The organism is Herbaspirillum sp. WTB6 (assembly GCF_057457785.1).
Genome location: NZ_CP176522.1, coordinates 2,782,480 through 2,797,604, shown reverse-complemented (window position 1 = coordinate 2,797,604; position 15,125 = coordinate 2,782,480). Strand labels below are relative to the sequence as shown.

Annotated in this window: 16 protein-coding genes; 6 read left to right on the top strand and 10 right to left on the bottom strand. The window is 62.8% G+C overall.

Annotated elements, in window-relative coordinates; all coding sequences use genetic code 11:
- Positions 1-48: 48 nt before the first annotated feature.
- The 7 genes from ACK2VC_RS13065 to ACK2VC_RS13035 form a co-directional block, all read right to left on the bottom strand.
- The gene (locus tag ACK2VC_RS13065; RefSeq protein ID WP_486730793.1) at positions 49-540 is read right to left on the bottom strand and encodes an aminoacyl-tRNA deacylase; all 492 of its coding nucleotides are present in this window, start codon (positions 538-540) and stop codon (positions 49-51) included.
- 66 nt (positions 541-606) lie between these two features.
- On the bottom strand, positions 607-777 hold the full coding sequence (locus ACK2VC_RS13060) for a hypothetical protein (protein WP_486730792.1): 171 nt from the start codon (positions 775-777) through the stop codon (positions 607-609).
- A 95-nt stretch (positions 778-872) separates the two neighbouring features.
- Entirely contained in the window at positions 873-1,802 is a 930-nt protein-coding gene (gene xerD / locus ACK2VC_RS13055) for a site-specific tyrosine recombinase XerD (protein WP_486730791.1), read from the bottom strand.
- Complete coding sequence (locus ACK2VC_RS13050; RefSeq protein ID WP_486730790.1) at positions 1,780-2,277, bottom strand: methylated-DNA--[protein]-cysteine S-methyltransferase; 498 nt, start codon at positions 2,275-2,277, stop codon at positions 1,780-1,782. Before ACK2VC_RS13050 ends, xerD begins: the two co-directional genes overlap by 23 nt.
- A 302-nt stretch (positions 2,278-2,579) precedes the next feature.
- Positions 2,580-3,863, bottom strand: coding sequence for a TRAP transporter large permease (locus ACK2VC_RS13045; RefSeq protein WP_486730789.1), 1,284 nt, complete (start codon positions 3,861-3,863; stop codon positions 2,580-2,582).
- The gene (locus ACK2VC_RS13040) at positions 3,860-4,420 is read right to left on the bottom strand and encodes a TRAP transporter small permease (protein WP_486730788.1); all 561 of its coding nucleotides are present in this window, start codon (positions 4,418-4,420) and stop codon (positions 3,860-3,862) included. Before ACK2VC_RS13040 ends, ACK2VC_RS13045 begins: the two co-directional genes overlap by 4 nt.
- Positions 4,421-4,540: 120 nt before the next feature.
- A complete protein-coding gene (locus ACK2VC_RS13035) occupies positions 4,541-5,542 on the bottom strand; it encodes a TRAP transporter substrate-binding protein (protein WP_486730787.1) in 1,002 nt (333 codons plus the stop codon).
- A gap of 135 nt (positions 5,543-5,677) precedes the next feature.
- Here ACK2VC_RS13035 and ACK2VC_RS13030 point away from each other — a divergent pair, with 135 nt between their 5' ends.
- Positions 5,678-7,672, top strand: coding sequence for a two-component system sensor histidine kinase NtrB (locus tag ACK2VC_RS13030; protein WP_486730786.1), 1,995 nt, complete (start codon positions 5,678-5,680; stop codon positions 7,670-7,672).
- Positions 7,673-7,678: 6 nt separating this feature from the next.
- Positions 7,679-8,269 carry a response regulator transcription factor gene (locus tag ACK2VC_RS13025; RefSeq protein WP_486730785.1) on the top strand — a complete coding sequence of 197 codons (591 nt, stop codon included), beginning with the start codon at positions 7,679-7,681 and terminating at the stop codon, positions 8,267-8,269.
- A 201-nt stretch (positions 8,270-8,470) separates the two neighbouring features.
- Here the strand turns inward: ACK2VC_RS13025 and ACK2VC_RS13020 are convergent, their stop codons facing one another.
- Entirely contained in the window at positions 8,471-9,124 is a 654-nt protein-coding gene (locus ACK2VC_RS13020; RefSeq protein WP_486730784.1) for a TraR/DksA family transcriptional regulator, read from the bottom strand.
- Between the two features lie 203 nt (positions 9,125-9,327).
- Positions 9,328-9,876: a Dps family protein gene (locus tag ACK2VC_RS13015; RefSeq protein WP_486730783.1), complete on the bottom strand. Its 549-nt coding sequence runs from the start codon at positions 9,874-9,876 to the stop codon at positions 9,328-9,330.
- A gap of 309 nt (positions 9,877-10,185) precedes the next feature.
- On the opposite strand from ACK2VC_RS13015, the gene ACK2VC_RS13010 reads away from it, so the two are divergent.
- A complete protein-coding gene (locus ACK2VC_RS13010) occupies positions 10,186-10,392 on the top strand; it encodes a DUF6494 family protein (RefSeq protein ID WP_486733240.1) in 207 nt (68 codons plus the stop codon).
- A 375-nt stretch (positions 10,393-10,767) separates the two neighbouring features.
- A complete protein-coding gene (locus tag ACK2VC_RS13005; RefSeq protein WP_486730782.1) occupies positions 10,768-11,658 on the top strand; it encodes an AEC family transporter in 891 nt (296 codons plus the stop codon).
- 431 nt (positions 11,659-12,089) lie between these two features.
- Here ACK2VC_RS13005 and queG read toward each other — a convergent pair whose 3' ends face one another.
- Positions 12,090-13,190, bottom strand: coding sequence for a tRNA epoxyqueuosine(34) reductase QueG (gene queG / locus ACK2VC_RS13000; RefSeq protein WP_486733239.1), 1,101 nt, complete (start codon positions 13,188-13,190; stop codon positions 12,090-12,092).
- Positions 13,191-13,286: 96 nt separating this feature from the next.
- Between queG and tsaE the strand changes: the two genes are divergently transcribed.
- Both tsaE and ACK2VC_RS12990 read left to right on the top strand, forming a co-directional pair.
- Positions 13,287-13,772 (top strand): tRNA (adenosine(37)-N6)-threonylcarbamoyltransferase complex ATPase subunit type 1 TsaE, encoded by a 486-nt coding sequence (gene tsaE, locus ACK2VC_RS12995; protein WP_486733238.1) that lies wholly within the window; start codon positions 13,287-13,289, stop codon positions 13,770-13,772.
- The gene (locus ACK2VC_RS12990; protein WP_486730780.1) at positions 13,736-15,049 is read left to right on the top strand and encodes an N-acetylmuramoyl-L-alanine amidase; all 1,314 of its coding nucleotides are present in this window, start codon (positions 13,736-13,738) and stop codon (positions 15,047-15,049) included. The genes tsaE and ACK2VC_RS12990 overlap by 37 nt, the downstream gene beginning before the upstream one ends.
- The last annotated feature ends 76 nt before the right edge of the window (positions 15,050-15,125 follow it).

The window sequence follows — 15,125 nt, the reverse complement described above, 5'->3', positions numbered from 1 at the left end:
TATATCCCTGCGGAAAATGGCGTTTTTTAGTGATACTCCCTATGAATATCAGGGGGCGAGTGCGCATTGTACCAAGGTCGCCGGCAACAAACCGGCCAGGAGCGCCGGGTCGAGGCCGACCAAATAGCCTCGGCGGCCGCCATTGATGTAGATTTTTTCAAGCTCCAGGATGCTGTGCTCGACATACACCGGCATGCTCTTGCGGGTTCCGAATGGCGAGGTGCCGCCAATCAGGTAGCCGGAATGGCGGCTGGCGACCTCGGGCGCGCAGGGCGCCACCGACTTGCGGCCGATCTGGCGCGCCAGATTCTTGGTGGATACCGTGCGATCGCCATGCATCAGCACGATCAACGGCTTGCCGGCCTCATCCTGCATGACCAGCGTCTTCACTACCGCATGCTCGGGAACACCCAGTTCGCGTGCCGAAACCGCGGTGCCGCCGTGTTCTTCATAGCGGTACGGATGCTCGGAAAAGTGGACGCCGTGCCGCGTCAGGAACTGCGTTGCCGGCGTTTCCGAGACGTGTTCTTTTTTGCTCATGATTCAGGGATATGCGTGGCGCCCCGGTGCGCGGCGCACTCGAGCGGCGCCGTGCGGGCGACGGCTTCAGTCGTTCGGCTCCTGCTGCGGCGCGGAGGCTGGCGCTTCCGGCTGCGGCTCGACGGCATCGCCTGCCGGGTTCTTTTTTTCCAGCTTGCGCTGCAGCTTCTCCTCTTTCTTCTTTTTCTTTTCGAGTTCTTTTTGCCGCTTTTCGTATTGAAAGTTTACTCTTGCCAATGGGTCAGCCTCTTCGGATGGGTTTGGTGCTCGAGCATCATGTTAGGCGCACAAGCCCGCTATTGGCAAGAATCACGTGCCGGCCGGCTCCCGTTTCAACCGCGGGGATGATGCTTCGCGTGCAACAGCTTGAGTCGTTCGCGCGCCACATGCGTGTAGATCTGCGTGGTGGAAATATCGGCATGGCCCAGCAGCAATTGCACCACCCGCAAGTCGGCGCCATGGTTCAGCAAATGGGTGGCAAACGCATGGCGCAGCGTGTGCGGCGACAGCGGCGCGTGGATCTCGGCCTGGCGCGCATAGCGCTTGACCAGGATCCAGAACATCTGGCGCGTCATCGGCCCGCCGCGCGCGGTGACGAACAAGGCGTCGGCAATCTGGCCATTCAGGATCTGCGCGCGCGCCTCTCGCAGGTAGCGCTCGATCCAGAGCCGCGCTTCCTCGCCGAACGGTACCAGGCGCGTCTTGTCGCCCTTGCCGGTAATGCGCAGTACGCCTTCGTTCATGCCGACTTCAAGCGATTTCAGCAGCACCAGCTCGGACACCCGCAAGCCGCTGGCGTACATCAGTTCCAGCATGGTGCGGTCGCGCAGGCCGAGTGGCGTCGCCACATCCGGCGCCGCCAACAGCGCCTCCACCTGCGCCTCCGACAAGGCATGCGGATAGCGTGGCGCCTGCCGCGCCGATTTCATCCTCAGGCAGGGATCGGCGCCGATCCGATTTTGCCGCAGCGCCCATTGATAAAAGCGCTTCAGCACCGACAGCCGGCGGTTGGCGGAGGTCGCTTTGGAACTGGCGAAACGCGCCGCGACATAGGCTTCCAGATCGGCGGCCAACGCCTCGTACAAGGCTGTGCCGCGCGCCGCCAGCAGCCAAGCCGCAAACTGGCTCAGGTCGCGTCGGTAGGCCTGCAGCGAGTTTTGCGCCAGGCCGTCTTCCAGCCACAGCGCATCGCAAAATTCGTCGACCGTGGCTTGATATGGAGGCGGCGCCTGGCGCCGGCTAGAGACCGGTGACACCTTCATGCGCCAGCAGCCAGCGCTTGACGCCGACATGAAAGCCGGCGGCGTCGGCATGATTGGAAAAACCGCCCAGCCCGCCCGCCGCCGTCACCCGATGGCAGGGAATCACCAGCGGGAACCAGTTGGCGCCGCAAGCCTGGCCAACCGCGCGCGGGGCCGAACGCAGGCGCTTGGCGAGCGCGCCATAGGTCAGTACCTGGCCGCGCGGAATCGCCGCGATTGCCGCCCAGACGCGCTGCTGAAAAGGAGTTCCGGCCGGCGCCAGCGGCAGGTTGAAACGGCAATCCGGCTGCCGCAGATAGCGCTCGATCTGGCGCGCGGCGCGCGCCGACAGCCGATCACGCGGCGCCTGTTCCTGGAAGCTGGGTGGCAGATACACCAGTTCGCGCAGCAGGCCGGCTTCGGTCCGGATGCCGACCGCGCCAAATGGCGCCGCCACCACCGCCGCAAACAATTGTCCGCTGTCGAATTCTGTCATACGGAAAGCGGAGCCAGCCGCCGTCTCCTGGATTGCCAGCCGCCATCATAAAATAAAAAAGGCGCATCTGACGATGCGCCTTCAAATGCTCCTGCGGTGTCGTGGCCATTCTTGCGGCTCGTCTGAAACACCGGTCTCCTTGGCTGCTCCGGCATCCATACCGTTGTTTTGCCTTGCTCCCACTACTCCAAAATTCAGCTCCGACCGTGCCGCCGGTCAAGAATGCGCCACTCTAACAGCATCGCTGGCACTTGCCAAAATTTTTTGTGGCCGCCACCCTGTGCCCGGCGGCGGCCAGCATCTTACTTGCCGAAAACCAGGTTGGGCAGGAAAGTCGAGATTTCCGGAATGTAGGTCACCAGGCCCAGGAACACCAGCATCGTCAACAGCCACGGCCAGACCGCGATCGTCAACTCGGTAATCCCCATCTTGGTAATCCCGGACGCCACATACAGGTTGAGCCCGACCGGCGGATGGCACATGCCGACTTCCATGTTGACCACCATCATGATGCCGAAGTGGATCGGATCGATGCCGAGCTTCATCGCCACCGGGAACAGGATCGGCGCCATGATCAGCACAATCGAGGACGGCTCCATGACGTTTCCGGCCAGCAACAACAACACGTTGACCACCAGCAGGAAGCCGATCACGCCGAAGCCGTGGTCGAGAATCCAGCCAGCCATCGCCTGCGGGATGTTTTCGCTGGTCATCAGGAACGAAAACAGCACCGCATTGGTGATGATGTACAGCAGCATCGCCGACATCGAAGCCGAATCGAGCAGCACCTTCGTCACTTTCGAGAGCGGCATGTCCTTGTAGATGAACACCGCCACCACGAACGCATAAACCGCCGACATCGCGGCCGCCTCGGTCGGCGTGAACATGCCGGTGTAGATGCCGCCCATCACGATCACGATCAAGAGCAGACCCCAGGCACTCTTGCGGAAGGCGACGAACCGCTCGCCCCAGGTGGCTTTCTTCATGCGCGGATAGTTGTTCTTGCGCGCCAGGTACCAGGTGGTCAGCCCAAGCATGGTGGCTAGCATGATGCCGGGGATCACGCCGGCCATGAACAACTTGCCGACCGAAGTGTTGGTCGACACCGAATACATCACCATCACGATCGACGGCGGGATCAGGATGCCGAGCGCACCGGAGGTGGTGACCACGCCGGCGCCGAAGCGCTTCGGATAACCCTGCGCCACCATCGCCGGCAGGATGATCGAGCCGATCGCCACCACCGTCGCCGGCGACGAGCCGGACACCGCGGCGAACAGCGCGCACGCCACCACGCCGGATAAGGCCAGGCCGCCATGCCAGTGGCCGACCATGGTGGTGGCGAAATTGATCATGCGTCGCGCCACCCCGCCATGCGTCAGGAAATTCCCGGCCAGGATGAAGAAAGGGATCGCCATGATCTCGAAGTTCTCGATGCCGGTGAACAGCTTCAGGGCCACCGCGGTGACCGGCACTTCGGTCATCGTAAACAGGAAGGTCAGCACCGTCAGGCCGAGCGCGATCGAGATCGGCATGCCGCTCAGCATCAGTGCCAGCAGCAAGGCGAAGATAATTAACGCATTCATGCTTTTCCTCCCGCGGTTTCTTCTTCCAGGCCTTCGACATGGCCGTGGTCGTGTTTCGGCAGCGCGCCGGTCTTGACGAAGATCCACGCCACCTGCAGGAAGCGGAAGCACATCAGGTAGGAGCCGAGCGGCACCGCCAGATACACGATCCACATCGGCACTTCCATGTCCGGCGAGTGGGTATCGGTCGCACTTAGCCCATACACGAAGTTGGCGCCGAGCGTGCCGATGACGCCGGTAAACAGCGCGCCGGCCAGCAGACCGAACACGATGAATTTATTGCGCCACGGGGTGTTCATCTGATTGATGGCGACGTCGACGCCAACGTGAATACCGGTTCGCACGCCGTAGGCGGCGCCGAATTTCGCCATCCACACGAACATGTAGATGCACAATTCCTGGGCCCAGCTGGTATTGAGCTTGATCAGCTCATCCTGCAGCCAATGGATCTCGATGCCGGATGCGTAGCGGTGCACCACGGCGACAAATACCACGAGGGTGGCCGCGCCCATCAGGAACGCGATCAGCCACTCCTCCAAATGATCAAGAACTTTCATGAGTCCCTCTGGTTCAAAAAAGGCCGGTTTTCACCGGCCTTCAGCGTCATATGTTGCTTCCCGTGCTGAAAGCCGGCGACACCAGGTGTCGCCGCTTCCGAAATGCTCACGGGTACTGGATCAATAACCCAACGCGGCGGATTCCTTGTTGACCGCCTGGATCAAATCCTTGCCGATGCGGTCTTCCATCTGCTTTTGCACCGGCGCCAGGGCCTTGCGCCACTCGGCCTTTTCCTTGTCAGCCAGGTTATAGATCGTGGTCTTGCCGGTCTTCTTGACCGCTTCCATCGAGCGATCGTTTTCCTGCTGGGCGATGGCGTTGGCGTACTTGGTGGCTTCCTTCATCGCGCCCTCCAGCTCGGCGCGGATGTCAGCCGGCAGGCCATCCCAGAACTTCTTGTTGGTGATCACCGCATAGCCCAGATAGCCGTGATTCGACATCGTGACGTGGCTTTGCACCTCGTTCATCTTCTGCGTGTACAGGTTGGACGGCGGGTTCTCGGTGCCATCCACGACGCCGGTCTGCAGCGCCTGGTACACCTCGGAGAACGCCATCACCTGCGGGTTGGCGCCCAGCGCGCGCATTTGCGCGTCGAGCACCTTGGACGACTGGATGCGCATCTTCAGGCCCTTGAAATCGGCCGGATGGTGCAGCGGCTTGTTGGCCGACATCACCTTGAAGCCGTTGTCCCAGTAGGCCAAGCCGGTCACGCCCTTGGTTTCCAGCTTCTGGAACAGGCTCTTGCCGATCGGGCCTTCGGTCACGCGGTACAGCACCGCCTTGTCCGGGAAGATGTACGGCAGATCGAACACTTCGAATTCCTTCACGCCCAGCGGCCCGAACTTGGCCAGCGACGGCGCCAGCATCTGGACCGCGCCCAATTGCAGCGCTTCCATTTCTTCCTTGTCCTTGTATAGCGTGCTGTTCGGGTAGACCTCGACCTTGACGCGGCCCTTGGTGGCTTTTTCGGCCAGTTCCTTGAAGCGCTCGGCGGCCTTGCCCTTCGGCGTGTCGACTGCCACCACGTGGCTGAACTTGATCACGATCGGCGCTTGCGCATAGGCGAGCGGTGTAATGAGGGCGGCTGCCGACAAGGCAAGCAACAAGGTCTTGAGTTTCATGCATGTCTCCTGATGGATGATCAAATTAGCAACGGATTAGGCTGGAATGAGCCGCCGTGTATTGTGCGCAGGCCGATGCAAGCCGGCAACTGTGGATAACCACAATTCGGCCGGTGCTCGGGTACACTCACGCCCATGTTCGCCTTGCGTCAAAAACCCGGATCTGACACGCCGCGCCGCAAGCAGGCCTGGCGCTGGCTGCTGCCGATCCTGCTGGTCCTGCTGTTTCTGGCGATCCTGCTCTGGCTGCCGTGGCAGGCGCGCCAGATGGAGGCCAGCGAGCGGCGCGAGCAGTTGATTGCCGACACCCTGTGGGTCGAGCAGACGATCCGCTTCCAGTTGGGGCGGAATGAAGCCAGCATTCAACTGATCGGCAGCGAAATCAGCAGCGGCCAGTTAAGCCGCGCCCAGTTCGCGGAGCGGGCTGCATCGCTGTTGCGCAACAACCACGAGTTTTATCGCTTCATCTGGCTGGACGCCAACGATCGCCCCGTCTCCTCTAGCCGGCAGGCAGCAACGACGCCGGATGAGTTGTCAGCGGCATCGCGTACGGCCGGCCTGCACGCCCGCAAGATCCGCAAGCCGCTGTATGCGCCGACCGCGCCGCCGCCCGGCCTCTCCACTCCGATCCTGCTCGATTACCACGTACCGCTGTTGCACGACGACCATTACATCGGCAGCCTGGTCGCCAGCTATACCGTCAACGGCATCCTGGACGAAATGGTGCCGTGGTGGTTTGCCCAGGACAATGAAATCACTCTTACCGACAGCCAGGAAAACCTGATCACCCGGCGCAGTTCGGGCGGCGCCGGGCGCAGCGTCTACACCTACAGCCGCGACCTGGAACTGCCCGGACTGACCCTGAACCTGAGCACCAACAGCGTCAAGAGCGCACCGGAATTGCTGCCGAACCTGCTGGTCGGTTCGGTCATTGCGCTCTCTCTCGGCCTGCTGTGGAGCTTGCTGGCGCTGTGGCGCGACATCAACCGCCGCCTCGCGGCCGAGGGGGCGCTGCGCCAGCAGGCGACGTTTCGCGCCGCGATGGAAAATTCGCTGGTCACCGGGATGCGCGCGCGCGACCTGAAAGGCCGCGTCACCTATGTCAATCCGGCGTTTTGCCGCATGGTCGGATTCCCCCAGGAACAATTGGTCGGCCGCGTGCCGCCAATGCCGTACTGGGCGCCGGAAGCCATGGACGAATTCGAGGATCGCTTTGAACTGGTGCTGGCCGGCACCAATACGCCGCAGTTTGAAACCGTGTTCCTGCGCGCCGATGGCGTGCGCGTGCCGGTACTGGTATTCGAATCGCCGCTGGTGGACGAGGCCGGCCGCCAGACCGGCTGGATGGCGTCGATTCTCGACATTTCCGATCGCAAGAAAGTCGAGGAGCTGAACCGGATGCAGCAGGAAAAGCTGCAGGCCAGCGCGCGCCTGGCCAGCATGGGCGAGCTGGCATCGACCCTGGCGCACGAACTGAACCAGCCGCTGGCGGCGATTTCCAGCTACACCACCGGCGCCATCAACATGCTGCAGAACGGCAGCACTAATCCGGCACTCCTGCAGCCGGCGCTGGAAAAGGCCAACGCCCAGGCGCAGCGCGCCGGCCACATCATTCGCAGCGTGCACGAGTTCGTCAAGCAGCGCAAACCGCAGCGCGAGCCGGTGCAGATCGCCGAACTGATCAAGAACATCATCCCACTGGTCGAACTCCAGGCCAGCCAGTTCTTCGTCGCCATTCAGACCGAGATTGCGCCGCGCTTGCCGCCGGTCTCGGCCGATCGCGTGCTGCTGGAGCAGGTGCTGCTGAACCTGACCCGCAACGCGATCGAGGCAATGCAGAACGTGGCGCCGGAGCGCCGCATCCTGCGCGTCGTCGCGACGCTGGAGGCGGCGGCAACCGGCGCGCACCAGATCAAGGTGGCGGTCATCGACCGCGGCCACGGCATTCCGCAAGAGCTCAAGGAACGCCTGTTTTCGTCCTTCTTTTCCACCAAAGCGGAAGGCATGGGCATGGGCCTGAACATCTGCCGCACCGCGATCGAATTCCATGGCGGCACGCTATCCCACACCGACAATCCGGCCGGCGGCACCATATTCAGCTTTTCCTTATCGGTTCTCTCACGGAGCTAATCCCGCATGCTGCATATTGTCGACGATGAAGAAGTGATCCGCGATTCGCTGGCCTGGCTGGCGCAGACGCGCGGTACGCCGGCCATTACCTATGACAGCGGCAGCGCCTTTCTGGCGGCCCTGGAAAATCCGGATGCAGTCGACAGCGACGGCGAATGCCTGCTGCTCGACGTGCGCATGCCGGGCCTGTCCGGCGTCGCCCTGTTCAACCTGCTGGCCGCGCGCGGCCTGACCCAACGGCTGCCGGTGATCTTCCTGACCGGGCACGGCGATGTGCCGATGGCGGTCGACATGCTGAAAAACGGCGCCTTCGATTTTTTCGAAAAACCGTTCAATGACAACAAGCTGATGGATCGCGTGCAGGAGGCACTGGCATCCTCGCGCGCCGCCAGCGCGGCAGCCGGCGTACAGTCGCGGCTGGCCTCGCTGTCGCAGCGCGAACGCGAAGTGCTGGATCTGATCCTGGAAGGCAAGATGAACAAGATCATCGCCGACCAGCTCGGCATCAGCATGCGCACGGTGGAAGTGCACCGAGCGCACATCTTCGCCAAGATGAATGTCAAGACCGCAGTGGAACTGGCGCGCCTGCTGAAATAAGCTGCGGCAAACAGTCGGCAGCGGCCCGCCCGAGCGGACGGCGCCGCTGCTGTTTACCGCATATCAAGGCGCAAAACAAAGCCGCTGCTGGCACGGAATCCGCTACCCATGCCTCGCTTCCGGAGCCGCAAAATTCAATATACTCCCATGATTGATACCCAAGTCCGTAATTGAAACGGTCATTTTTGTAGCATACTCTCATTATTTTATTGTTTTTTCGCGTGCCTCCTCCTCCTCGACGGTCAGCAGCGCCTCCGGCGTAATGGCCAGACGGGCCAGCGGTATGCGCTCACCGCTCGCATCCGAACGGCCATACGTGCCTTCCTCGATCTTGCGCAGCGCCCGATTGATATTGCTCAAGCGCCGCAAATCGACGTCATGCAACGCCTGGCGGATTTCGTTCTGCACCATCTCCTGCGCCCGGTCTTCGAATTCCTGCGCCTCTTCCCCATGCTGTTCCTGGTAATCGCGCGCGCTGGCGCTGCCCGCCAGCTCGCCGCCCAGCAGTTGTGCCCGCAAGGCCAGCAGGCGCTCGCGCTGCTGCTCGATGAAATCGGAACTGAACGTGCCCGAATCATCGCCGGTGGAGGAATCGGCCACGAAATCCGGATCCTCGGCATCGTGCGCCCGGCCAATCGCGGTCCGCAAGTCGGGCGTGATGCGCTCGCGGTTCAGGATGACCTTGTCGGCATGGACCGCCTCGATCGCGCCGAACGGCACGACGAAATCTCCCGCGTTCTCGACATAGATCACCAGTTCCGGGCGGCCTGCCGGCGCCACCTGGCGCACCGAACCGATCCCCGTCTCGCCGTCGGAGACGAACACCATGAACCCCTGTTTGATCGCCTCATGCATGATTGACTCCTCTGCCTGAAATCCGGTTTTCCGGCGCCCCCGTTTACGATCCACTGTACGCCTTCGCCAAGCGCTGCGATTGCGCATGATCAGCGAAGCGGCAGGCCGATTTGGCGCCCGCGGAAAGCCGGGCCGGCGCCCAGCGGCAGGCAACTGAAAGCAGGCGGCGCAACGGCCACTGTTGCGGCTGCCGCGATCAACCGCTAATGCCCGGTGGAGTCTCCGCGGCGGCTGGCCTCGAACAGGAACCAGGTGCGGCGCTCGGTCTCGTCGATCCAGACTTCGATCAGGCTGGTGGTGGCAATGTCGTCGTGCTCTTCACAGACGCCATGCGCCTCGCGCAGTGCGGTCGCCAGCGACTGGTTGTCCTCGCACAGTTCGCCCAGCATGTCTTCCGGCTCGACGTACTCGGCGTCGTTGTCGAGGATGCGCTGGGTACGCGCGATATGGCCGATCGAGCGCAGCGTGGTGCCGCCCAGCTTGCGGATGCGCTCGGCGATCGGATCGGTCATCGCATACAACTGCTCGCCCTGCTCGTCCAGCAGCAAATGATAGTCGCGAAAGTGCGGCCCGCTCATATGCCAGTGGAAATTCTTGGTTTTCAGGTAGAGCGCAAACACGTCGGCCAGGATCGCATTCATGGCGCCGCTGATGTCCTTGGTGGCGGCCGCTTTCAGATCGGTCGGCGTGAGCAGCGGTGCGCGCTGTCTGCGCTTGACGCGTTGCTCGTTTTCCTTGCTGGCTTGCGGCATGACGATGCTCCTTGGTGCACAGGATTCTGGTTGCAACCGGCGAACCGATCGAGGTCGGGTACGCGATTTATTCTAGTCCAAACGGGTCGCACTCCAAGCCGGGAAACGGCTGTTTTGATGCGAAAAAACGCCTGGGATTGCGCGCTGACAAAGTCGTCTTGCCGCTTGGAAAACAGCGCTGTTTGCCTTGCTGTTGCGCGGCAACGGCGGCGGGGCGGGAACGCGCCCGGAAAATCGCATGCGGGAGTGGTAAGGTATGAGCCCGGCACATGCCTGTCGCCCACCATCAACCACACACTGGAGATCGCCATGAACGAAGAAACGTTTAACCTCAGCATGCGCAAGTTTCTGAAAATGGTCGGCGTCAGCTCGCAAGCTGAAATCGAGAAAGCGGTCGCCAGGGCCAGCGCTGACAAGAGCATCGCCGGCAACGAGTCGTTTCCAGCGATCATGACGCTTGAAATCGCGGGCCTGAAACTCAAAACCACGTTCAGCGGCGACATCAAGCTCGAATAGTTTCCGACGATGCGGGACGGCTGACCGCGGCGGCGGCGCAACTCGGCATCGTTGCCGCATCGACCGCTGGTGCCCACAACCGCGAAATTCTCGCTAACAACTTCCAATAGCCGCTAAACTCACTGCCACGGCAAGCGGATGGCAGGGCAAGCGGATTGCCGAGCGACCGCTTCGCCGGTAGCCTGCTGCGCGCGCCGGCTTCGGACGCGATCGCGGCGCAAACTTACTGGCTCCCAACTGGCCCTTGCGGGCCGGTTTTTATATCTTGGCGCAACTCGTGAAAATGCCGCACCCGATTCCAGAACGGCTCGCCCCATAACGCGGCGGCGTGCGCGCCACCCTTCCGATCTCGCCTCATAGAAACAAGATTCCCGCATGTCGATCGCCACCATCCTGTTTCCCGATTTTTCCCTGATCCTGCTGGGCTTCCTGCTGTATCGCGCCACCAACTGGGGCGCCCAATTCTGGACCGGGCTGGAGAAACTGGTGTACTACGTGCTATTTCCGGCGCTGCTGTTTTACGCGACCGCGCGCGCGCCGCTCGAATTTTCCAGCACCGGCAATTTGCTGCTGGTGGCGCTGACTGCCACCTTTGCCGGCATCCTGCTTGGCTGGCTGGCCAAGCCGCTGTTCAAGCCGGGGCGGATGATTTTCGAATCGGGCGTGCAAACCGCATTCCGCTTCAATTCCTACATCGCGTTTGCGGTGGCGCAGCGCCTGGGCGGCGAACAGGCCACCTCGTTGATGGCGCTGGTGGTCGGCTTCACGGTACCGTTGTGCAATGCGGCGGCAGTGCATGCGCTGGTGCATCGCAGCGGCGGGCTGGCCAAGGGCTTGCTGCAAAATCCGCTGCTGCTGGCCACCTCTGCCGGCATCCTGTTCAACCTGGCCGGGTTGCAGGTGCCGGAACTGGCGGGCGCGATCCTGGCGCGGCTGGGCAATTCGTCGATCGCCCTCGGGCTGCTAATGGTCGGCGCCGGCCTGCGCCTGTCGGGACTGCACGAAGCCAAGGGCATCAGCGTCTGGTTCTTGGCCGTCAAGCTACTGGCGCTGCCGGCGCTGGCCTATGGCCTGGGGCGCTGGGTCGGCCTGGCCGGCTTGCAGTTGCAGATCGCGGTGATGTTTTGCGCGTTGCCGACCGCCTCTTCCGCCTACGTACTGGCCACCCGCATGGGCGGCAACGGCCCGGTGGTGGCGTTCCTGATTTCCGGCGGTACCTTGCTGTCGGTGGCGACACTGCCGTTCTGGCTGGCGCTGACGCAGTAAACCGCTTTTGAAGTGGCCGGTGAAGTTGCCGTTGCTTTTGACTTTGACGTGCCTCCCGCTTGGACGCTGCCGCCAAAGTGCCTGGCAAATCGGATCAGAAACGAAACATGTCTGAGCGCAGCGAGTTGGTTTCGTTTCCCGATTTGCCAGGCACTTTGGCGGGAACCCGAAGGGCAGCGTCCTTGCGGTCGCCTTTCTTTGCTTACTTTCTTTGGCGAGACAAAGAAAGTAAGTAGCCGCCGGGCTACCCCCGGCAAGTCACCACGGAGTAGCAACCGTATCGCTTAGCTACAAACGACACTGGGTTCCCGCCTAAAACCGCGGGAACGACAAAATAGGCAGTATGTTATAAATTAATAATAAATAAGGCCGGAATTAGGTGCATGCAATTGGAGTATGTGATCCGGCAACCACCGCGCCGCGCCGTTTCCCTACTCAACCCCATGCTGCCCCAACGCCCACGCCACATGCTCGCGCACCATCGCCGACGGATCATCGACCCTGCTCCTTAGCGCCGCCACGATCCCCGGCTCCCCCTTGGCACTGCGGGCCGCGTTCCCCAAGCCGACCGCCAGATTGCGCAGCCAGCGCTCATGGCCGATGCGACGGATCGGGCTGCCTTCCAGCTTGCGATTGAAGGCCGCTTCATCCCACGCAAACAGTTCCACCAGCGTGGCGCGATCGAGTCCATTGCGCACCGCAAAGTCCGGCACCACCGCGCGCTGCGCAAACTTGTTCCACGGGCAGGCCACCTGGCAATCGTCGCAGCCATACACGCGATTGCCGATCAGCGGCCGCATCTCTTCCGGAATGCTGTCCTTCAGCTCGATCGTCAGGTACGAGATGCAGCGCCGTGCATCCAGCCGGTAGGGCCCGAGGATGGCCTGGGTCGGGCAGGCGTCGATGCAGGCGCTGCAACTGCCGCAGTGATCCTCGACCGCGCCATCGACCGGCAACGGCAGATCGGTATAGATTTCGCCGAGGAAGAACATCGAGCCGGCGTCCTGGTTCAACAGCAGCGTGTGCTTGCCGCGCCAGCCAAGGCCGGCCTTGGCCGCCAGCGCGCCCTCCATCACCGGCGCCGAATCGGAAAATGCGCGATAGCCGAACGGGCCTACAGCCGCCTCGATGCGGCTGGCCAGCTGCTGCAGGCGTCCCCGCAATACCTTGTGATAGTCGCGGCCGCGCGCATACACCGAGACCACCGCCGCCGCCGGATCGTCCAGCCGCGCGCGTTCCCGCGCCCGCCACTCCGGCGCGGTTTCATCCGGCAGATAATCGAGGCGCGCCATGATCACGCGCACCGTTCCCGGCACCAGTTCGGCCGGACGGGTGCGCTTGGTGCCGTGCGCTGCCATATAATCCATCTCGCCGTGGAAGCCCTGCTGCAGCCAGGCCTGCAAGCCGGTTTCGGCTTCGGCCAGTTCGGTATCGGTGATGCGGACCTCGGCCAGGCCCAGTTCGCGGCCCCAGGCCTTGATCTCCAGCGCCAACTGGGCCAGACGGGATGCGGCAAGCGGGGATTCAGGAATCACTTGAAAGCAATCGCAGTGTCACAGCAAACAAACGTCATACGGGCGGCAAAACCGGCTGACGACCAGGAAAATCCATCACCGGCATTTTATTCGATGCGCCATTTCAAGACCCGACTGCAGGACGAAGCCGGCACCGCCGCTCTCGGCGCCGCGCTGGCGCGCGCGCTGCTGCCCGGCATGGCGATTTATCTGCATGGCGAACTGGGCGCCGGCAAGACCGCGCTGGCGCGCGCGCTGCTGCATGCCGCCGGCCACGCCGGCCACGTCAAGAGCCCGACCTACACGCTGGCCGAACCGTATCAGGTGACGATCGACGGCCGCCCCACCGAAGTCATCCACTTCGACCTGTACCGCCTGGGCAGCGCCGAAGAATTCCTCGACGCCGGCTTCCGTGAGCACTTCAACGGCCACGGCGTGTGCCTGGTCGAATGGCCGGAACGTGGCGCCGGCGTGTTGCCGCCGGCCGATCTCGAGGTTGCGCTGGCCGTCTGCGGCAGCGCCCGTGATGTAGAATTGCGGGCGTTGTCCGCCAAGGGTCTGCAATGCCTCGACCGCCTGAAATTCGCACCGAACCTGTGACACCGCAAGGTTTCAAGCGCCGCCGCGCCCTGCTGCAAGCCGGCGGCACGCTGCTGATCTCGGTGCTGGCCCCGCTACCGGCGCGCGCCGCCCAAATCCTCGCCGTGCGGGTCTGGCCAGCCGAGGAATACACCCGCGTCACGCTGGAAAACGACAGCAATCTGAAGGTCAGCCACTTCACCATCAACAATCCCGAGCGGCTGGTGGTCGACATCGAAGATCTCGACCTGAACCCGACGTTGAAAGAGCTGGTGGCCAAAATCCAGCCGAACGATCCCTACATCCGCCAGGTGCGGGTCGGCCAGAACCGCCCGGGCGTGGTGCGGTTGGTATTCGACCTGAAGGAAGAGGTGCGGCCGCAGGTGTTCACGCTGGCGCCGGCCGGCCAGTACCAGCACCGGCTGGTGTTCGATCTGCACCCGGTGCAGGAACCGGACCCGATCGCGCAACTGATCAGGAAGGGCCAGTGGTCCGACGAAATGGCGCAGCCGCCGCTGGCGGACGCCGGCAGCCAGGCCGCCCCGGCGGCGGCTGACCCGAAAGACGGCAAGGCGCGCGGGCAAACCACGCGCATGATCACGATCGCACTCGACCCCGGCCACGGCGGCGAGGACCCGGGCGCAATCGGGCGCGGTGGCAGCCGCGAAAAGGACGTGGTGCTGGCGATCGCCAAGCGCCTGAAACACAAGATCGAAGAGCAGCCCAACATGCGCGTGATGCTGACGCGCGACGCCGATTATTTCGTACCGCTGCAGGTGCGGGTGCAAAAGGCGCGCAAGGTGCAGGCCGACCTGTTCGTCTCGATCCATGCCGACGCCTTCGTCGAACCGACCGCGCGCGGCGCCTCGGTCTTCGCGCTGTCCGAGAAAGGCGCCAGCTCGACCGCCGCGCGCTGGCTGGCGAGGAAGGAAAACGCCGCCGACCTGATCGGCGGTGTCAACATCCAGACCAAGGACCGGCAACTGGCGAGCGTGCTGCTGGACTTGTCGACCACCGCGCAAATCAGCGACAGCCTGAAGCTGGGCCGCGCTGTCCTGAATGAAATCGGCGGCATCAACCGCCTGCACAAGGGTGCGGTGGAACAGGCCGGCTTCGCGGTGCTGAAGGCACCCGACATTCCCAGCATCCTGATCGAAACCGCCTTCATCTCCAACCCGGAAGAAGAAGCCAAGCTGACCGACAACGCCTACCAGGAACAGATGGCCGCCGCGATCTTGAACGGCATCCGCAAGTATTTCGCCAAGAATCCGCCGCTGTCCAAGGGCCGCATGACCTGATGCGCGGCAGCCCGCGCCGCGCTCAGAACGTTTGCCACAGCCCTACAGTTTCCGAAAATATTGCCGTTAAGCATTA